The sequence below is a fragment of the Rickettsia massiliae MTU5 genome (assembly GCF_000016625.1).
Classification (GTDB): Bacteria; Pseudomonadota; Alphaproteobacteria; order Rickettsiales; family Rickettsiaceae; genus Rickettsia; species Rickettsia rickettsii.
In genome coordinates this window covers 1,341,188-1,360,898 of record NC_009900.1, presented here as the reverse complement: position 1 = coordinate 1,360,898, position 19,711 = coordinate 1,341,188, and the positions used below count along the sequence as shown (strand labels likewise).

Below are 19,711 nucleotides of genomic sequence, written 5' to 3'. Positions count from 1 at the left end.
ACTTTCACATGTAATTGTGGATAAATTTTTTAATAACTTATTATTTTTCCTATTAAAATCTATTAAAAATTTCCTCAAATCCTTATTAAATCAAGTAAATCTAGTGTATTTTTTTTAAAACAAATAGTTTGTGGATAAAATTGTGAATAAATATTATTTTTCTTTGAAAAAATAGTCTTTTCTAAGCTAGAAATGAATTTTACACTTAATTATCCACTTGTATAAATTCATTACAAACTTATGTGAATAATAATTAAAAATATCGGTATTTTTAAGAAAATTTTAATGAAAATTTTGTTGATAACTCTGTTTAAAACATTTAATCTACATAATTCTATTTACATAAACAATAAATAATAAATATATTTATTATTTTAATATTTTTAGCAATAACATGAAGCAAATTATAAATCCATTAAAAGGAAATGATAATAAAATACCTATTTGGTTTATGCGTCAAGCAGGTAGATATTTGCCGGAATATAAAAAAGTAAGAGAAACAACAAAAAATTTTCTAGATTTTTGTTACGATGTTAACAAAGCAACGGAAGTAACCTTACAACCGATAAAACGTTATGGATTTGATGCAGCTATTATTTTTTCCGATATATTAGTTTTACCTCATGCTTTTGGATGGGAAGTGGATTTTAAAGAAAATATAGGGCCTATATTAAAGCAATTCAAATCACAAGAAGATTTTAAATATCTGCAAATCAATCCGAATGATAAATTAGAAAAGGTTTATGAAATAATAAAAAAAGTAAAAAAAGAATTACCATCCCCCACTTCTTTAATAGGATTTGCAGGTAGTCCTTGGACAGTGATGAGTTACATGCTAGAAGGAAAAGGAAAACAGGATTTTAAAACGAGCAAAAAATTCATATATGAAAATAAAATACTTGCTGAAGAATTATTAAATTTTATTACGGAAAAAACAGCTGATCATCTTATAAATCAAGCAAAATCTGGAGTAGATGTTTTAAAGCTTTTTGATTCATGGTCAGGAGTACTTGCAGAAGAGGAATTTACTGAATTTGTAATAGAGCCGACAAAAAAGATTGTACTAAAAGTAAAAGAAGTTTTTCCAAAAACTCCTATAATTGCTTTTCCTAAAGGAGCGGGATTATTGTACGAAAAATTTATAAAAGAAGTACCGATAGATATTTTAGCTGTAGATCAAATGGTCCCTCTTGAAAAAATGAAAGAGTGGAGTGATAAAGTAATAGTACAAGGTAATTTAGATCCGGTTGTATTATTAACTAATAAAGAAATTATTAAAGAAAAGACTTATAAAATTCTTCAGGCAATGAAAGGAAAGAATTTTATCTTTAATTTAGGACATGGTATTTTGCCTGAAACACCTACGGAAAATGTAGAATTTTTGACAGAATATGTTAGGTTATATGAAGAAAAGAATAGCAATAGTACTTTTTAATTTAGGCGGTCCAAAAGACCTTAAATCAGTGAAGTCTTTTCTATTTAATCTATTCTATGACAAAGCTATAATTAATCTACCAAATCCTTTGCGTTATATTATCGCTAAAATAGTTTCTATTACTAGAGAGAAAAAATCTCAAAAAATTTATTCTTTAATCGGTGGTAAATCTTCTTTACTTCAGGAAACAGAGGAGCAGAAATTAGCACTAACCGAAAAGCTAAAGCAACTTATAAAAGAAGATTTCGCTATTTTTATAAATATGAGATATTCAGCACCTTTTGCTAAAGAAGTAATAGGTCAAATAAAAAAATATAATCCAAGCGAAATAATATTATTGCCTCTATATTCTCAATTTTCAAGTACTACGACAGGATCATCGGTTAAAAATTTTTTACAAAACCTTGATATTGATATTCCAATTAAAACAATTTGCTGTTATCCTCTAGAAAAAGATTTTATAAAAGCCCATGTTTCATTAATTAAAGAAAAACTATACGATAAAAATTTTCGTATATTATTTTCTGCTCACGGGTTACCCGAAAAAATAATAAAAGCAGGCGATCCTTATAGTTTTCAAATAAAAGAAACAGTACAAGCAATAGTTAAAGAATTAAATATAAAAGATCTAGATTATAAGATAACTTATCAAAGTAGAGTAGGACCTATAGAGTGGTTAAAACCGAATACGGAAGACGAAATAGAGCTAGCAGGAAAGTTAAAAAAAGACATAATTATCGTACCTATATCCTTTGTGTCCGAGCATGTTGAAACACTAGTAGAACTTGATATTGAATATAAATTAATCGCAGATAAATATGAAATTCAATATACCCGAATTCCGACACTTGGAACAAATAAAATTTTTATTAATAGTTTGACAAATATATTGCTACGATTTATTAGTAAGGTTGATACTAATTTAGTTATAAGTAGCTCTAGTACAAGAATATGTCCAAACGAATTTACTAAATGTTTGTGTAAGTTAACAAATTAATAAGGAAAAGAATGGCAAGTTACTATCTATGGTTTAAGTCGGTCCATCTGATATCTGCTATATGTTGGATGGCAGGACTTCTTTATTTACCTAGAATATATGTTTATCATACCAAAGCTAAAATAGGTAGTGAGCTAGATAGTACTTTACAAGTAATGGAGCTAAAATTACTCAGATTCATTATGAATCCGGCAATGATTAGCACATTTATTTTTGGTTTAATAAATGCTCATGTTTACGGGTTTGTTGCTCTTGATACTTGGTTTCACGTTAAAATGTTTGCAGTATTAATTTTAGTGATATTTCACGGTTTACTTGCAAGATGGCGAAAAAATTTTGCAAATGGTAAGAATGTCCATTCAGAAAAATTTTATCGCATAGTTAATGAGATTCCGGCTATTTGTATGATTGTTGCAGTGATTATGGTTATAGTGAAACCATTTGACTAGTACTCTTTTTATTTGAAAAGGGATTGTTAAAGATATATCGTCATTGCGAGCAGCGGTAAGCTGCGTGGCAATCTCATGAGATAATAACAAACTCCTAAGGTTGTTTCGTCAATTACTTACGTAATTTCCTCGCAATGACGTTAAAACCGATCCATGCGGGCAATGTTTTTCCGTGAAAGGAAAGCAGGAATGACATAAATAAAGCAATGTTTGTTTATCTATACTTTAGCAATACCAAATATTGCTTCTAATTCTGCTAAGCGTTTTCTCTATTGCGTTGATATCTCTCTTTTTCAAAGGTCTTTCTAGCAACTCTGCTATCTCAACTTTTAGGATTTCTAAATTTTCTTTTGAAGTAAACTCTGCTACGGGTTCAGGTAGGCTCTTGTTAGTTTGGTTGGACATGTAGTTACTCCCGATTAATTAAACTTAAATTGCTTAAGTTTCAACCACCGAAGAGAAATAAACCCTTGGTGGTCAGGGAGTTAGCAAAACTGCCAAAAGTCAGCTATAATAGGTTTTGCTTAAAGAAATGCTTTAAGCTCTGGACATACCTATTATATCCCCGACCATAAGGTCGAGGATTACATCAGTTATGTGAGAGATTTTCTCACTTTTGGTTACACCCCGAAATAGTGTTTTACTATTTCAGTTAAAGCTTATACCTAACTTCCTTTAAAAGTCAATCTATAACTTATTTTAAACTAATAGTTTATTTATCTAAAAGATTTTTTATTTCTAATATAAGTTGTAAAATTTATTTAGAATATCTATAATTCATAAAAAATAATTGGAACATTATGAATAATAGCGATGAACTTAATAAGTTAGTAATCTTTAAAGATAAAACCATTAGAAGAATTTTGCATAATAACAAATAGTGGTTTTCGGTAGTTGACGTAGTAGGAGCATTGACTGATAGTAGTGACCCTGGAGCTTATTGGAGAAAACTAAAACAAAAGTTAAACGAAGAAAAAAGTGAAGTCGTGACAAATTGTCACGGACTGAAATTAACTGCCACAGATGGAAAAAATATATAACATACAGAGTCATTACTTCGTATTATACAATCTATTCCGTCTCCAAAGGCAGAACCGTTTAAAAATGGCTTGCTAAAGTCGGTTATGAGAGGATTCAAGAAATTTCTGATCCGGAAAAGTCAATTGATAGAGCAAGGGATAATTGGAAACGACACGGTCATAGCGAGAAATGGATTCAACAATGTATGATGTGGATGGGGCAGGAAACACGAAATAAATTAACTGATTACTGGAAAAATCATGAAGTAACAAAAGAGAATGAATTTGCTATATTAACTAATATTTTTCATCAAGAATGGGCTGGTATAACTGTTAAAGAACCCAAAAATATAAAGGGCTTAACAAATCAAAATTTACGTGATCACATGAATGAAGCAAAATTAAATTTTACTGCTCTTGCTGAATTATCTACTCATCAGGTAGCAGAAACTAATAATGCAACAGGAATGGAAGAAAATAAGGTTGCAGGTAAAATAGGAGGAAGTATAGCTAAAAACGCTAAAACGGCCTTGAAAAATAAAACTGGTAAAAAAGTAATCTCAACACACCGAAATAGCATTTTGCCATTCCGGTTATGATTTTAAAAAAGTCAATTAAACTTTACTTCAGGTGGCAATGACATTAATATTGCTTCGACATTTCCATCGGTCATTAAGCCGAATTTAGTACCGCGGTCATATAGCAAATTAAATTCTACATATCTACCTCGCCTTATAAGTTGGTATTCTTTCTGCTCGGTTGTCCAAGGTAAAAATAACTTACTTCTAACGATTTCAGGATATACCGACAACAAAGCCTTACCTACGTCCTGTGTAAAGGCAAAATCCTGTTCAAAATTATCGTTATTTAAGTAATCATAGAATATTCCGCCTACTCCTCTCGGCTCTTTTCGATGCTTTAGATAAAAATATTCATCACATTGCTTTTTGAATTTAGGATAATAGCTAGAATCATACTTATCGCACGCTTCTTTAAAAACTGCATGAAACTTTACAGTTTCGTTTTCTTCCGGATAAAAAGGTGTTAAATCGCCACCGCCGCCAAACCAACTTTTAGAAGTTTCTATATAACGAGTATTAAAATGCATAGCGGGAATTAGCGGCGATTTAAGATGTGCGACTAATGAAATGCCTGTTGCAAAGAATTTCCCGTCTAGCTCTGCTCCTGGAATTTCGCTGCGGAATTCGGGAGAAAATTCACCGAATACGGTAGATATATTAACCCCGACTTTTTCAAATACTTCTCCTTTCATGAGAGACATGACACCGCCACCGCCGCCGTTACGTTGCCAGCTTGAGCGTACGAACTTAGCCGGTTTTAAACCTTTGGTTTGTGCATATTCTTCTTCGATTTTTTCAAATTCTTTGCACAATAAATCACGTAAATTAGTAAACCAACTACTTGTTATTTCTTTATTTTCTATGTTCATAATTATTAAGCAACGATTTAATTATTTTCCTCATCATATACATAATCACTAAAAATACGGCAGTAATGATCATAATATAAAAAGCCGGAGCATAGAATAAGCCTGTGCGCTCTACAAGCCAACGAGAAATAATAGGTGAAGTTCCGCCGAATATCGCTATTGCAAAATTGTAGCTGAAAGCAACACCGGTAAATCTTTGTTCTGCCGTAAACAAGGATATAACGAATATATAAGCTGTACCTGCTATGCTTCCTGCGAGCATACCAAGCATTGTAAGAGCTATAATTTGTTGCCACATCTCTTCTGTCGACATAAGTAACATGGTCGGTAAAATCAATATCAAGATAGCAACACCAACAAGCATTGCCATTTTAAATTTTCCGATAATATCGGCAGTACCGCCAGCAAGCGGCATCGCTATCATCGCAATAAACGAACTATACGCTAAATATGATAAAGCAATAGTATTACTAAGATGCATTACATTATAATAGAAAACATTTATATATGTTTTTACTAAATACATAACGCTGCTAGCGATAGCACCTATACACATAGTTAAAAACATCGATCTCCAAGCAGTTCTAATTACATTGGAAAAAGGTGCTTTAAGAACTTGTTTCTTTTTCTCAAGCATTTTAAAAATCGGTGTTTCCGATATACGCAATCGCAAGTAAAATCCTGCAAGACCCATAAATCCGCCAAGCAGAAAAGCAAAACGCCAAGCAAAATCTATATGAGAGAAATAACGTTCTATTATAATACCGATAAATGTTGCAATTAAGGTACCGGCGATATTTGAACCATGTACTAAACCTGCTGTAAAACCCGGTCTTAAATTTTGACGATGTTCAAGGATAAAAATTGCCGCTCCCGTTCCTTCACCGCTAATACATAAACCTTGAATAAGTCGCATTATAACTAGAGTTATAGGGGCATAAATCCCAATACTTGCATATGAGGGTATGAGACCCATAATAAAGGTCGGAATAGTCATACCTAGCATCGAGATTATTAAAGCGATACGTCTACCGTATCTATCACCGATATAACCGAATAATATGCCTCCTATCGGTCTTGTCAGAAAGCCAACCGCAAATACTCCAAGGCTTAGAAGAATTCTAATGAATTCTGATTCGCCTGGAAAAAAAACTTGTCCAATAATCAGCGAAAAAACTGAATATACCGTAAAATCATAATATTCGAGTACATTACCTGAAATAGCAGATAAAAAAATGAACTTAGACCTATTCATCGAGCTTTAAATAACTTAATTACTAATTAGTTATTATAGACAAGTTACATCATTTATAAAGTGTAATTTATAATATTATTAATTACAATAAAATCATAAGCACATATGCAGTATAAATATTTAATTGTCGGCATTTTAATTCTTGTGGTGATAGTAATATGTTTTTGTGGTTATAAGTTCTTGTTTAATAAACAACCTGAATCAGTTGCAAATGATTTTGAAAAAGAATTAGTAGAATGTGATAAAGCTATAAAACAAAATCCGAATGATGCAGATGCATATATTGGATATGGATTTAGACTAAGAATACTGGGACTTAGGTTTCCTGAAAAATATGAGTTGGCCCTTGAAGCTTATAACAAAGCAATTGCAATAAACCCTAATCATTTTTAGGCTTATCTTAATAAAGGAGCGGTATAGCTATAATACCCATCACCAAAGCAGTACGTCTACCGAATCTATCACCTATATTACCGAAAATAATACCGCCAAGCGGTCGTACTACAAAGCCTGTAGCAAATACCACAAAAGTTAAAGTCTCTTGCATTTCTGGATCCAGAAAAAATGCTGCCCTATAATATAAGCAAATTGCGCATATAATGCATAATCATACCATTCTATAAAGCGTTGCCGATCATGCCGGATATTACTACTTTTCTCATTAAGTTATTTTATTGATTTTAAAAAAGATAATAAGAGTAATATTTTATATTCTCAAGTAAAAATAGCTTTATTTTATGCGAATAGCTTTGCTTGCGTTGATACCGTAGTCGTCATTGCGAGAAGCGTAGCGGTGTGGCAATCTAGAACAATAATTAAAAATTCTGTAAATCAGAATTTTTACTGGATTGCTTCGTCGAATTACTGCGTAATTCTTCTCGCAATGACTATACCCTATCTATGTTTTTCATTAACCACTTTCTTAGTTAATTTAGCATTGATTTGAGAAGGAGAAACTTTAATATTTTGTTTGATGTTTTTTGTTTTTTCTTGAGATAGAAGACTTTCTTTATCATTTTGTAATGTTTTCATAAACTTATCTATATTGCTTTGTTCTAGTTTTATTGCATTATCATTATTCAAAATTAATCCTCCAAATTTTTCACCAAGTTCAGGTGCATATCTGATGGCAAAAATTGATGCCGGTACAACTATGATAGAAAAAGCCGCTCCCGCAGTCGCAACACTGATTGCTCCGACTAATAAAGCACAAACAGCACCGGCGATTTTTCCGGTTGCTTGTTTAAACATATTACTTTTTTGTGTAAATACTAAAGACCTCTCTAATATTTTATTAAATTCTTTCTTTATATAGATGGTTGCTTCATCAATATTATTATATTTCTTCATTGCATACATTACAGAAGCCTTAAATAATTTTTTGTGAGACTCCGCATAATTTATTATTTTGTCAAAATTCTTCTCTTTTAAAAGAGTTTTAAATATATTTTTAATTTTTTCTTTTTCGGTACTATTTATTTCATCTCCAAAATAAACTTCTACAAGATTTTCTGCTATTATATCTTGTGATTGCTCCAAAATATTATTCTTATTTTGCTCATTTTCGTCTTCAGAAGTAATCATTATTGCAAATAACTCTAATGCTACGGAAAAATTATCATCGTTAATAACCCGCATACCTAAATAATTTTTGAGTCTAGAAATACATTTATTAATATATTTTTCAGCTTCTGGTTTAGAATTAAGCCTTAGCGTATAATCTATAGCAAGCATATTTGCAATAGTAGAGCAAGTAGATTTCATAAGATTATTGACAAAATTATTAACAATATCTTTTTTAAATAAACTAGTATTTACGTTATTAAGTACTATTGCATTATTCATTTTGGTAATTTATTTTGAGGCTAATTCTCTGATATATAATATCAATTTAGCATAAACAAGATTAGGAGCATGATTTACTGAAAGTTTATATATATTCTTAGGTGTTAACACTTCTTCATTACGTACTCGTACAAAAGATATAAGAGTATTAGGAGGCATATAAGAATAAATTTCAGAGAATATTTTTAGAAAAGTCAAAAAATCTGCACATGCATATTTTATATTTATGCTATAATTATTTACATGAATCGATTCACCTTCTCCTTCAATCGCCTGAACATTATTTTTAAAAAATACTGAATTTATAAATACATCTATAGGTTCTACTAAATCATATTTATTGCTTAAGCTTTTTATTTTAGGAATTAGTTCTTGATAATTTAAGCAACTCACACTACTTGGCACGCTTAAATCTACATATTTTTTGTACGATTCTAATATTTCTTCTTTAGAGTTAATGACAGAATAAAGCTTTAAAACTTCCTCTGTTAAATTTTCTTGTAAAACTTGTTTATCAAGAATAGATTTACTGTATTCTTGCTGGAAAATTTTTATTATCCAAATAGTTAAGGAAATAAAGAAGAAATATATAATAAATTGAAAAAATATAAGATTCTTTAAATACATAATATATTTTTCAAACATTATTTTTACCTTGGGTTATTAGTGCCGTTGCATGATTTATGTCATTCCCGCCTACGCGGGAATGACATGGAATATTACGTTTTATTATCAACTATATTAACCGATAAAGGAATTACTACCTGACCGAATATATCAAGTATTTTATCCTTATATATAACATAATCTATCTGCAAATTAGATAATTTATTTTTTACGTTTGTCATATGATCATCTAGCATCTTTAGAGATTCATCTACCGATAGATTATTAGTATGATATTTAAGTATTAATTTGATTATTAATTGTCTCTTAGAAATTAACAAACTATTATCTATATTTGTTAATTCCCATTTAATTTCTTCTAATTTAAAAGCCGGATTTAAAGTAATTATTAGCCTTTTAAGTAAATCAAACGGCAGTGGTACCGGTGCTTCTAGTAATTTTTCTATTACATATAAATCAGCTAGGCTAGTAGTATTTTTAATATAAGGATATTTATATTTGAGACCATCATATTCTTGATTTGTTGCATAATATTTTTCATTAATAGAGTTTATGTCTTTGTAATTTTGTTTTGTATTATATTTGATAATACCGACCACTAATATTAATATTATAAGTAATGCACTATATAATTTAAATGTCAGATCCTTTATAGTAACTAGTTTTTTTATTGATTTTAAATTATTATTATAAGCGGGAAAACTTTTATATTCTAGAAACAGTCTACTAATATTCGTATCTATAAATCTTTCTTTTTCTAGAGTTTGCTTATTTAGTATATTATCAACCGGTATAAAGACTACAGGACGTTCTTCAAAATTTGTTGATTCTAATAAAGATTTTAACTCTTCATCTACTATAAGAATTATACAGGCTCTTTGGTCAAGAGTATTTATATAATTTTTAAATAATATCAAACAATCATTAATTTCTTGTTCTATAATACCTTGAACATAGCCGGTTGTTTTATCAAATGGATACTCAAGATTTCTAATTGTTATTATATTATTTTTATGTTTGATAATAAATTTTATACCGCTAGCTTGTGATACATATACACAAATTTGAAAATAATCATTATATTTGTCATTTTCTATATTCTGCACTATTTTATTTATAATAACTTTTAGCTCTAACGTTAAAAAGTAAATTCCTTTTAAATCAAGAGATCTTTTATCTATAATGCATGAAATTATATCACTTAAAGGTGTTTCAAACGGACACGACATAATTAAAGTCGACCAAATTTCACTTGGGGTAGTAGTAATTTCGTAAACACAATGTGCTATAATGTCTTCTTTATTAAAATAACCTTCAATAAATTGTTCAATAGGATCAAGTTTAACTATTGACTGTAATATAGGTATTTGATCGTGCCGTGTTTTACATTCGCTGCCGTCAAGTAAAAAATAAATATCGCTTTTTGGAAATTTACTAAAAAAGTTTTTATAAGGATTTAAGTCTATCTGTTCCCGAGTAGGGATAAATAATTTATCTAATAATTTATTATCGAGAAAAGTACTAAGAAATACACCTTTATTACCTAGTAACGCCACGATCTTTTTTCTTTTGAAAGAAAATATTTTTAATTTTATAGCAAATTGAACAAAATGTAATTTGATCAAATCAAAAATATTTTTCATAAATAAATTTATTTTAATCATAATTCAGTGTATTTTACTATACTGGACGTTCATTTCTGCGTGGATACCCGAACCGTCATTGCGAACGACTGATAAGGAGCGTGGCAACCTCAGGACTTTGGCACGAGATTGCCACGCAAGTACTACGTAATTTTCCTCGCAATGACGAAAAATGATCCTCTCCGGAATGACATAACATTAAATAATATATCTTACCATGACTAAATTTACCACCGAAGAAGTTAGAAGTAAATTTATAACTTACTTTAAAGCAAATAATCATACACATGTACCGACCAGCTCGTTAATTCCACACAATGACCCTAGCTTAATGTTTGTTAATTCCGGAATGGTACAATTTAAAAATGTTTTTACCGGACAAGAAAAAAGACCTTATAACAAAGCGGTAACTAGTCAAAAGTCTCTTAGAGCCGGCGGCAAGCATAACGACCTTGAGAATGTCGGTTATACGGCAAGACATCATACCTTTTTTGAAATGCTAGGTAATTTTTCATTCGGTGACTATTTTAAAGAACAAGCCATATATTACGCTTGGAATTTATTGACTAAAGAATTTGAACTCCCAAAAGACAAGCTTTATGCAACAATTTATCATACCGATGACGAAGCAGCTTCTTATTGGAAAAAAATAGCAGGTTTTGGGGATGATCGCATCATAAAGATCAAAACAAACGATAATTTTTGGTCAATGGGTGATACTGGCCCTTGCGGTCCTTGTTCCGAAATTTTTTACGACCACGGTGAACAAATATATGGCGGACTTCCCGGTACTAAAGATGAAGACGGTGATAGATTTATCGAGATTTGGAATATGGTATTTATGCAATATGAACAAATCGATAAAGATACTAGCATAGAATTATCGCAAAAATCTATCGATACCGGTATGGGTCTTGAGCGTATGACGGCAGTATTACAGCATGTTAACAACAATTATAATATAGATTTATTTCAGGAAATAATTAATTTTACCGAAAATATAGTAAAAGTGAAAGTAGAGGGAGAAGCTAAATTTTCTTACCGAGTTATTGCCGACCACTTACGAGCAAGTAGCTTTTTAATAGCTGACGGCGTTATTCCTTCAAATGAGGGGCGTGGTTACGTACTTCGCCGCATTATGCGAAGATCCATGAGGCATGCTCATATGCTTGGGGCAAAAGAGCCGTTAATGTATAAATTACTGCCAAAACTTGTTGATTTAATGGGGAATGTTTATCCTGAACTTAAAAGAGCAGAACGCTTTATAAGTAGTATCTTAGAACAAGAAGAAATTAGATTTAAAGCCACATTAGAACGTGGTCTCAAACTTCTTACCGAAGAAACAGAAATGCTAACAAAAGGTAATGAATTATCAGGAGAAGTAGCATTTAAACTATACGATACTTACGGATTTCCGCTTGATTTAACCGAAGATATTCTAAAAACCCGCGATATTTCCGTTGATCACAAAGGGTTTGAAGAGCAAATGCTTATGCAAAAAGAACGTGCTAGAAAATCTTGGCTTGGCTCCGGTGAATCAAAAACCGATCAGTTGTGGTTTGATATCAAAGAGCAACATGGTAGCACGGAGTTTTTAGGATATACACTTAATGAAGCAAAATGTAAAATAATTGCATTAATCAAAAATAATAATTTAGTTAATGATATAAAAGAGATAGATACACAATTCCTGCTAATCAGCAATCAAACTCCTTTCTACGGTGAATCAGGCGGTCAAATAGGTGACATCGGAACGATATTTGCAAAAGATTCTGAAGTAGAAGTAATAGATACTTTAAAATATTTAGGTTCTATTATAGTCCACAAATGTATTTTGAAAAAGGGGCAGATTAACGTAGGCGAGAATGCTAATTTTAGTATAGACATAAGATATAGGCAAAATTTAAGAATTCATCACTCGGCAACGCATATATTACATGCAGTACTGCATGAGGTACTTGGTAAACATGTTACTCAAAAAGGTTCGTTAGTCGCTCCGACTTATTTACGCTTTGATATTAGCCATTCTAAAGCTGTGACTAATGAAGAAATCACTTTAATCGAAGATAAGGTAAATGAGATTATTAGAGATAATCATGAAGTAAATACTACATTCATGGCAACTGAAGATGCAGTTAAACAAGGAGCTATGGCACTGTTTGGCGAGAAATACGACTCTGAAGTAAGAGTAGTTAAGATGGGTGAGACTTCTTTAGAATTATGCGCCGGTACGCATGTCAGACGTACCGGTGACATCGGTTGCTTTAAAATCACAAGCGAAAGTGCTATAGCAGCAGGTGTTCGTAGAATTGAAGCAGTTTGCGGTGAATTCGTAATTAAATTAATGAGAGAAAAGGATAGTTTACTTAAATCGATAGAAAGCAGTTTAAAAACTAATAAAAATGAACTTATTACTAAGGTTAATAATATCTTAGAGCGTAACAAGGAAGTTGAGAAAGAGTTAGAAAAAACTCATTTAGCTAGTTTAGATTTAAGTATAGAGCAAATTGAAAAGCAAGCCGCACAAATAACAGGAATAAAACTATTATACAAAAAAGTAGGAAATATAGACAATAAAATATTACGTCAAGCTGCCGAAAATTTAACAAAAAAAGTAGAAGATTTGATAATGGTATATATTGCCGAGGGAATTGGTAAATTATCTATTACGGTTGCGGTGAGTAAAGCTATAACAGACAAATACAATGCAGATATAATTGCAAAAAAACTTTCTTTATTCTTAGGTGGCAGCGGCGGAGGTGGACAAGCAAGCCTTGCTCAAGCCGGTGGAAATGATATAGGTAAGCTAACTAACATCCATAAAAAATTGTACAGTTTATTGACAGTGTCGTAGTGTACTAATTTTTTAGGACGTCATTACGAGTGTGCTTTGCAGATTGATACCCGGTTGTCATTGTGAGCAGCCGTAGTACTTGCGTGGCAATCTCGTCAAATATCCTGAGATTGCTTCGTCAATTACTTCGTAATTTCCTCGCAATGACAAGATGGTATCCACGTAACAATGCCTATGCAGGGAGGCATTGTAATGACAAAATTTATGGTTGTTAATACGCTGCTTTCACAAAATAAAGACCGGCGGCGGGAGCAGTAGGACCGGCGGCTTTTCTATCTTTGGCCTCTAGAACATCTTTAATTTGTTCTGCCTGCCAAATATTTTTACCAACAAGTACTAAACTGCCGACAATATTACGTACCATATGATGCAAAAATGACGGGGCTGAAAGATATAATTTTATTTCTTCGTCTTCTTTAATAATATTAAGTTCAGTTAAAGTTTTAATTGGTGATTTTGATTGACATGAGCTAGCCCTAAATGAAGTAAAATCATGTTTGCCTAATAGATAAGCGGTAGCTTGTTGCATAGCCGGAACATCTAAAGGTGAACTAATCCACCATGCTCTATTTAAATCAATTACCGATGGATAAGGTCTATTAATAATTCTATATATATAATAACGAGAGGTAGCTGAAAACCTAGCATGAAAATTATTGGGGGCTAATTCACAATTCCATACTCCTACGGCATACGGTCTTGCAAAATAGTTGATAGCCGTAATAATTTTGTGAGGTTCTAAATATTTTGAAAGATCAAAATGTGCTACTTGACCTATAGCATGAACACCAGCATCTGTCCTTCCTGACCCAAACAATATCACCTGTTCACCGGAAAACTTATAAATCGCTTCTTCTAATATTTGCTGTACCGACATTACTCCTGCTTGTTTTTGCCAACCTGCAAGATCTGTGCCTAAATATTCAATGGTAATTTTATATCGATACATAATAGCCCACTGTCATCTCCCGTGGCTTGACCACGGGATCTTGTATCACAAGCCCGTGTCCTGAGATCCCGAATCACGGGATAACAGTATAAGTATTATCATGCTTCTAGTAAATCCGATGGATTACCGTCACCACGCTTTCCTCCGCTTCTAAAGCTATTAAGTTTTTTGGATCTAATAGGATGTTGTAACTTTCTTAAAGCTTTTGACTCGATTTGTCTTATACGTTCTCTAGTTACTTTAAATTGCTGCCCTACTTCTTCTAATGTATGGTCAGTATTCATACCTATACCGAAACGCATTCTAAGCACTCTTTCTTCACGAGGCGTAAGGGTTGCAAGTACTCTAGTGGTAACTTCTCGTAAATTTGACTGAATTGCCGCATCAATCGGTGCTACTGCATTCTTATCTTCGATAAAATCGCCTAATTGACCGCCGTCACTATCATCACCTACGGGATTCTCAAGACTTATAGGTTCTTTAGCTATTTTCATGACTTTACGCACTTTATCAAGCGGCATTGAAAGACGGTTAGCGATTTCCGTTGCTGTTGGTTCGTATCCGAGTTCATTAAGCATTTGTCTTGAAGTACGTAGTATCTTATTAATTGTTTCAATCATATGCACAGGAATACGTATAGTCCTTGCTTGATCGGCAATAGCTCTTGTTATAGCTTGTCTAATCCACCACGTAGCATAGGTAGAGAATTTATAACCACGGCGATATTCAAATTTATCCACCGCTTTCATAAGTCCTATATTACCTTCTTGAATTAAATCTAAAAACTGCAATCCTCTATTAGCGTATTTTTTAGCGATAGATATAACTAAACGTAAATTCGCTTCTATCATATCTTTTTTTGCTTGTAGCGTTTGTCTCTCACTTTTTTGTATAGTATTCACTAGTTTTTTAAAATCATTAACTAAAAGACCGGTTTTAGATTCTATAACCGATAATTCAGCAATCATTTGATCTATATAATCCGATTCTTTAGTCATTAACTCTTTCCAAGCGCCTTTTTTATTTTTCAGCATTTTTTCTTTCCATGCTGCATTGATAACCGATCCTATATATTCATCAAGGAAATTTTGGCGAGTTACTCCATATTTTTCAGCAAGTTTTAAAAAAGCTGTTTCTTTATTAATTAAATCACGATTTATTCCATACATCTTACCTAAAATTTCTTCCGTTCTTTTAGAATTAAAATGTATTTCCGAAACTTCATTTATTAATAATTCCAAATTATTATATTTTTTGCTATTTTGTAAAACCTTCGGCTCAAAAGATTTCTCATAACATTTTTTAGCTTCAATGAGTAGCTCTTCGCAGATAAACGAAATCTTTTTCATACGCTCTATAATATTAGGTAATATCTGCGTTTCTACTCTAGATATAGATAAGTGGTTATCCTCATGCTCTTCTCCTTCGGTCTCACTACTATGTTCTTCATCATTTTCGGGTGTTTCGTCATGTAACATGTTAGCTTCTAAATCTATCAGATCACGTAGTAACATTTTTTCATTAACTAAATCTTCATACCATACTATAAAACAACGCATAGCAATAGGGCTTCTGCATAAGGAAGCAGTCATTGTTTTATGTCCTTCCTCAATCCTTTTTGCTATTTCTACTTCATTTTCACGAGTTAAAAGATCGACTCCCCCCATATCCTTAAGATATAATCTTACAGGATCATCGGTAGCACCTATATTTTCTTCTACCTCATCCTCAGGTTCATTATCAACATTGGTAGATAGCTTAAATTCTTCATCCATTCCGATATCAAGCTTAATTTCATCATCTTCATTAGATTCTAAAATATCTATTCCCGCATCGGAAAATTTTAATATAGCTTCCTCTAATTGTCTTATTGAAGGATTTTTATTAAGAGGAAGAGCGTTGTTTATATCATCATAAGTGACCGGTATCTTTTTAGATTTAGCTTTTTTAAGTAAACTATCTATTTTATCTAGATCATTGTCTATATTGCTATTGCTCATTAAATACCTATATGCTTTTTTCTTTTAAAAGAAGTTTGAAATAATTAAGTTATCGTGTGATTAATAAAAGATTCGTTTAAAACTTGAAGTTCATTTGCAATCTTCAGAATTTCTTTTTTATATAGTAAAACTTTTTCAAAGTCGTGATTGTCAGTACTGTTTATGGTAATAGCGTATTCTTGTTGTAAATTTATTAGATAATATTTCTTATGTAGCCACTGCCATAATAAATCCAGTCTGATATTATTTTTATTAAATGAGATATCTAAAAACAAATTATCCGTTTTTGATAATAATAAAAAAATATCAAAAAAGCTAGTTTTTTCCACAATTGCAGTAATTTCACTTGCTTCTACGTTATTATCTATAATCTCGTTTAAATACCAATTACGGAATTCTTCAAGCGATTTATTATTAAAATTTAAATTTAAGATGAAATCTCTAATATCTTTTTCTTCAAGTATTATAGGAAATTTAACCAACAAAGCACAAAAAGCGTGTTCTAACATTTCAAGCTCCGAATAGCCGTGACTTGAAATTATCGGAGCCAATTTTGAGTTTTTAGTTGTAGCTTTCTTCTGCGTTGTGACTAAATTTTGCCATATTTGATTTTTAAAAAACCTGTAATAACTTGCTTTTAAATCACTATCCGATATTTTGCTGCAATAATTTTTTAAATTTTTTTCTAAATTAGCTTTTTTTTCCGCAGTTTTAAAACTCTTACCGCTATACTCAATATGCCAAATCATTTCTGATAAGCTTATTCTTTTATCTATAAGCTTTGCAAAAAAATCAGCGCCGTTTTTATTTACTGCATCGTCGGGATCAAGTCCGCTTGGTAACCTAATAAAAGAAATTTTCTTTTCACTATTAATAAGCGGTAATGCTAAGTTAATAGTTCTTATGCTAGCTTTTATGCCTGCATTATCTCCGTCAAGACATAATATAATTTCATCGCCAGCACGCCATAATTTATGTAAGTGATTCTCGGTAACGCTAGTACCGAGACTCGCAACCGTTTCACTAAAACCTGCTTGATGTAGTGCTATAACATCAAAATAACCTTCTACTAAAATCGAATGATTTTTTTTATAGCTACTGCTTATCGCTTTATGCTCACCGTATAGAGTTTCACTTTTTTGAAATACTGTAGTTTCAGGTGAATTTAAGTATTTAGGCAGCCCCTCCCCTAGTACTCTACCGCCAAAGCCTACAATTTTATTGTAAATATTTCTAATTGGAATAGTAATACGGTTAGAAAATAAATTATATATTTCACCGTTTTCTCGCTTGCCGATTAGCCCTGCTTTACCAAGCTTTATAATATCTATATTTTTATCGTGAAAAAATTTTTCAATTTTATTATTCTTCGGGGCAAAGCCTATTGAAAACTCTTTTACTGTTTCTTCGGTAATACTCCTTTCGTGTAGATAATGTAATATTTCAGGTGTTAATTGTGTCCTGAAAAACTTATTGGCGAGTTCTAAAATATTTAGAATTTCATCGGATTCTTCATAAAATTCTTTCTGTTTCGCAGTTAATTTCGGTATCTCTATACCGTAATCGGTTGCAAGCTTTATAGCAGACTCATTATAAGATAAACCGCTAATATTAGAAGTAAATTTTATAACGTCACCGGCTGCTTTACAACCAAAACAATAGAAAAATCTCTTACTATCACTAACCGTAAAAGATGGGGTCTTTTCTTGATGGAAAGGACATAAACCTACATAGTTACCGGATTTTCTAGTTAAAGCTACTTTTTGCCGCACTACATCCGATATGTTAATACGGTTTCTTAAGAACTCATAAAATTCCGGTGCAACTCTCATTATATTACAATATGTAGGAAAGAATAGCTGTAGAAAGACAATAAGAAAGCGGTATAGACAAATTATCGTTAATTCTTAAATCTTTTGAATAAAATTCAGCTACTGTAGCCCCTATGCAGCTTATAATAATAATAATAAAACTTGTATTATATCCTAAATAGAAATACACTAATATACTTATAAAAATTGCAGAAGCTAAAAAGGTAATAGAACCGGCTATAGATTTACCGTTACCTAAGCTATTTCCTATTTTAACGCCGACAAGAGCCGCTAAACAATCTGAAATAATTAAAATCAACCACGAACAAATCACTAAATTTTTAGGAAAAAGAAGAGCAGTTAAGAAAAAACCGAGCATCATAAAGCTAACGCCGCTTAAAGCAAAAGAACCGTTATTTTCTTCAAGCCTTAAAACTTTTGAAAAAAATCTAGTTATAAATTCGCTAATTTTTGCATTATTATGACGTAATACATCTAAATATAATGTAATAGCCGTTATTATAAATAATAATAACGTAATAGCGGTTCTTGGAATAAATAAATAAAGCAGCGGAAATATTATAGCCGATAGGTGGAAATTTTTACGCTTTTTCTCAAAGTCAAAATCTTTAATTGCCATAAGATTACTAATTTGTTGCTATTGTTATATGAGAAATAATGCCAAATAATTAAAAAGGCTTATTTGACAAATTTCACTATTACAAATATACTTGCTAAAATCTATATTATTGAAAATAGTATACTAAAATTACTAAATCTATACAATATAATTATGAATACAAAATTTCCTATCACCGCTAAAGGTTTTGAAAAATTAGAACACGAGCTTAAACATTTAAAACATGTAGAACGTAAAAAAATTAGTGAAGATATAGCCGAAGCACGAGAACACGGCGATTTATCCGAGAATGCGGAATATGAAGCGGCACGTGAGAAACAAGCATTTATAGAAGGGCGTATTAAAGAGCTTGAAGATATGACGGCAAGAGCGGAAATTATTGACATTGGTAAATTATCGGGAGATAACATAAAATTCGGGGCTACGGTTACTTTAATCGACGACGATACTGAAGAAAAAGTAACATATATTATTGTAGGAGAATATGAAGCCGATATAACTAGAAAAAGAGTTTCAATCGCTTCTCCTATAGCAAAAGCTTTGATTGGAAAATCGGTAGGTGATTTTGTAGAAGTTACAACACCGAAAGGATCTAAATCATACGAAGTAGTTACCGTTGAATATAAAGAACTAGAACTTTAATTTGATTTTTTTGTCACTGTAAACGTTAACCGTATGACTTGTTATGTCATTCCCGCCTACGCGGGAACGACATCGAGTAGGTTTTTCGACCCATG

Annotated in this window: 16 protein-coding genes and 2 pseudogenes; 7 read left to right on the top strand and 11 right to left on the bottom strand. The window is 31.6% G+C overall.

Features of this window, described 5'->3' with window-relative positions:
• The first annotated feature begins 394 nt into the window (after window positions 1–394).
• From hemE to hemJ, 3 genes are read left to right on the top strand one after another with little or no spacing between them, the layout of a single operon-like run.
• On the top strand, window positions 395–1,435 hold the full coding sequence (gene hemE, locus RMA_RS07405; RefSeq protein ID WP_041404921.1) for a uroporphyrinogen decarboxylase: 1,041 nt from the start codon (window positions 395–397) through the stop codon (window positions 1,433–1,435).
• A complete protein-coding gene (hemH, locus tag RMA_RS07400) occupies window positions 1,392–2,432 on the top strand; it encodes a ferrochelatase (protein ID WP_012153276.1) in 1,041 nt (346 codons plus the stop codon). The genes hemE and hemH overlap by 44 nt, the downstream gene beginning before the upstream one ends.
• 11 nt (window positions 2,433–2,443) lie before the next feature.
• Entirely contained in the window at window positions 2,444–2,881 is a 438-nt protein-coding gene (hemJ, locus tag RMA_RS07395; protein ID WP_014366205.1) for a protoporphyrinogen oxidase HemJ, read from the top strand.
• 225 nt (window positions 2,882–3,106) lie between these two features.
• Here hemJ and RMA_RS07390 read toward each other — a convergent pair whose 3' ends face one another.
• Window positions 3,107–3,286 (bottom strand): hypothetical protein, encoded by a 180-nt coding sequence (locus tag RMA_RS07390; protein WP_041404920.1) that lies wholly within the window; start codon window positions 3,284–3,286, stop codon window positions 3,107–3,109.
• Between the two features lie 829 nt (window positions 3,287–4,115).
• On the opposite strand from RMA_RS07390, the gene RMA_RS11570 reads away from it, so the two are divergent.
• Entirely contained in the window at window positions 4,116–4,499 is a 384-nt protein-coding gene (locus tag RMA_RS11570; RefSeq protein ID WP_238375484.1) for a hypothetical protein, read from the top strand.
• 11 nt (window positions 4,500–4,510) lie between these two features.
• Here RMA_RS11570 and hemF read toward each other — a convergent pair whose 3' ends face one another.
• Window positions 4,511–5,350, bottom strand: a complete 840-nt coding sequence (gene hemF, locus RMA_RS07380) for an oxygen-dependent coproporphyrinogen oxidase (RefSeq protein ID WP_041404919.1) — start codon at window positions 5,348–5,350, stop codon at window positions 4,511–4,513.
• On the bottom strand, window positions 5,334–6,605 hold the full coding sequence (locus RMA_RS07375) for an MFS transporter (RefSeq protein WP_012153273.1): 1,272 nt from the start codon (window positions 6,603–6,605) through the stop codon (window positions 5,334–5,336). The genes hemF and RMA_RS07375 overlap by 17 nt, the downstream gene beginning before the upstream one ends.
• Window positions 6,606–6,785: 180 nt before the next feature.
• Between RMA_RS07375 and RMA_RS07370 the strand changes: the two are divergent.
• A pseudogene (locus tag RMA_RS07370) lies at window positions 6,786–6,995 on the top strand (peptide transporter); the annotation flags it as partial.
• Window positions 6,996–7,014: 19 nt separating this feature from the next.
• Here the strand turns inward: RMA_RS07370 and RMA_RS11565 are convergent.
• The 4 genes and pseudogenes from RMA_RS11565 to RMA_RS07350 form a co-directional block, all read right to left on the bottom strand.
• Window positions 7,015–7,267: pseudogene (locus tag RMA_RS11565) on the bottom strand (MFS transporter); the annotation flags it as partial.
• Window positions 7,268–7,499: 232 nt separating this feature from the next.
• Complete coding sequence (locus RMA_RS07360; RefSeq protein ID WP_041404917.1) at window positions 7,500–8,450, bottom strand: RP853 family protein; 951 nt, start codon at window positions 8,448–8,450, stop codon at window positions 7,500–7,502.
• Window positions 8,451–8,459: 9 nt separating this feature from the next.
• Complete coding sequence (locus RMA_RS07355; RefSeq protein ID WP_014366199.1) at window positions 8,460–9,095, bottom strand: hypothetical protein; 636 nt, start codon at window positions 9,093–9,095, stop codon at window positions 8,460–8,462.
• A gap of 74 nt (window positions 9,096–9,169) precedes the next feature.
• A complete protein-coding gene (locus tag RMA_RS07350; RefSeq protein ID WP_041404916.1) occupies window positions 9,170–10,741 on the bottom strand; it encodes a hypothetical protein in 1,572 nt (523 codons plus the stop codon).
• A 196-nt stretch (window positions 10,742–10,937) separates the two neighbouring features.
• Here RMA_RS07350 and alaS point away from each other — a divergent pair, with 196 nt between their 5' ends.
• Window positions 10,938–13,574, top strand: coding sequence for an alanine--tRNA ligase (gene alaS / locus RMA_RS07345; RefSeq protein WP_041404915.1), 2,637 nt, complete (start codon window positions 10,938–10,940; stop codon window positions 13,572–13,574).
• Between the two features lie 211 nt (window positions 13,575–13,785).
• Here alaS and truA read toward each other — a convergent pair whose 3' ends face one another.
• From truA to RMA_RS07325, 4 genes are all read right to left on the bottom strand, one after another.
• The gene (truA, locus tag RMA_RS07340) at window positions 13,786–14,523 is read right to left on the bottom strand and encodes a tRNA pseudouridine(38-40) synthase TruA (protein ID WP_041404914.1); all 738 of its coding nucleotides are present in this window, start codon (window positions 14,521–14,523) and stop codon (window positions 13,786–13,788) included.
• A gap of 98 nt (window positions 14,524–14,621) precedes the next feature.
• Entirely contained in the window at window positions 14,622–16,523 is a 1,902-nt protein-coding gene (rpoD, locus tag RMA_RS07335) for an RNA polymerase sigma factor RpoD (RefSeq protein WP_012153267.1), read from the bottom strand.
• Window positions 16,524–16,567: 44 nt separating this feature from the next.
• The gene (gene dnaG, locus RMA_RS07330) at window positions 16,568–18,355 is read right to left on the bottom strand and encodes a DNA primase (RefSeq protein ID WP_041404913.1); all 1,788 of its coding nucleotides are present in this window, start codon (window positions 18,353–18,355) and stop codon (window positions 16,568–16,570) included.
• A gap of 4 nt (window positions 18,356–18,359) precedes the next feature.
• Window positions 18,360–18,974: a diacylglycerol/polyprenol kinase family protein gene (locus RMA_RS07325; protein ID WP_041404912.1), complete on the bottom strand. Its 615-nt coding sequence runs from the start codon at window positions 18,972–18,974 to the stop codon at window positions 18,360–18,362.
• A 153-nt stretch (window positions 18,975–19,127) separates the two neighbouring features.
• On the opposite strand from RMA_RS07325, the gene greA reads away from it, so the two are divergent.
• Window positions 19,128–19,616: a transcription elongation factor GreA gene (gene greA / locus RMA_RS07320; protein WP_014366193.1), complete on the top strand. Its 489-nt coding sequence runs from the start codon at window positions 19,128–19,130 to the stop codon at window positions 19,614–19,616.
• Window positions 19,617–19,711: the final 95 nt, after the last annotated feature.

Coding starts and splice junctions, on each gene's coding strand:
- hemE (WP_041404921.1), top strand. CDS start 395: ATGAAGCAAATTATAAATCCATTAAAAGGAAATGATAATAAAATACCT.
- hemH (WP_012153276.1), top strand. CDS start 1,392: ATGTTAGGTTATATGAAGAAAAGAATAGCAATAGTACTTTTTAATTTA.
- hemJ (WP_014366205.1), top strand. CDS start 2,444: ATGGCAAGTTACTATCTATGGTTTAAGTCGGTCCATCTGATATCTGCT.
- RMA_RS07390 (WP_041404920.1), bottom strand. CDS start 3,286: ATGTCCAACCAAACTAACAAGAGCCTACCTGAACCCGTAGCAGAGTTT.
- RMA_RS11570 (WP_238375484.1), top strand. CDS start 4,116: ATGGGGCAGGAAACACGAAATAAATTAACTGATTACTGGAAAAATCAT.
- hemF (WP_041404919.1), bottom strand. CDS start 5,350: ATGAACATAGAAAATAAAGAAATAACAAGTAGTTGGTTTACTAATTTA.
- RMA_RS07375 (WP_012153273.1), bottom strand. CDS start 6,605: ATGAATAGGTCTAAGTTCATTTTTTTATCTGCTATTTCAGGTAATGTA.
- RMA_RS07360 (WP_041404917.1), bottom strand. CDS start 8,450: ATGAATAATGCAATAGTACTTAATAACGTAAATACTAGTTTATTTAAA.
- RMA_RS07355 (WP_014366199.1), bottom strand. CDS start 9,095: ATGTTTGAAAAATATATTATGTATTTAAAGAATCTTATATTTTTTCAA.
- RMA_RS07350 (WP_041404916.1), bottom strand. CDS start 10,741: ATGATTAAAATAAATTTATTTATGAAAAATATTTTTGATTTGATCAAA.
- alaS (WP_041404915.1), top strand. CDS start 10,938: ATGACTAAATTTACCACCGAAGAAGTTAGAAGTAAATTTATAACTTAC.
- truA (WP_041404914.1), bottom strand. CDS start 14,523: ATGTATCGATATAAAATTACCATTGAATATTTAGGCACAGATCTTGCA.
- rpoD (WP_012153267.1), bottom strand. CDS start 16,523: ATGAGCAATAGCAATATAGACAATGATCTAGATAAAATAGATAGTTTA.
- dnaG (WP_041404913.1), bottom strand. CDS start 18,355: ATGAGAGTTGCACCGGAATTTTATGAGTTCTTAAGAAACCGTATTAAC.
- RMA_RS07325 (WP_041404912.1), bottom strand. CDS start 18,974: ATGGCAATTAAAGATTTTGACTTTGAGAAAAAGCGTAAAAATTTCCAC.
- greA (WP_014366193.1), top strand. CDS start 19,128: ATGAATACAAAATTTCCTATCACCGCTAAAGGTTTTGAAAAATTAGAA.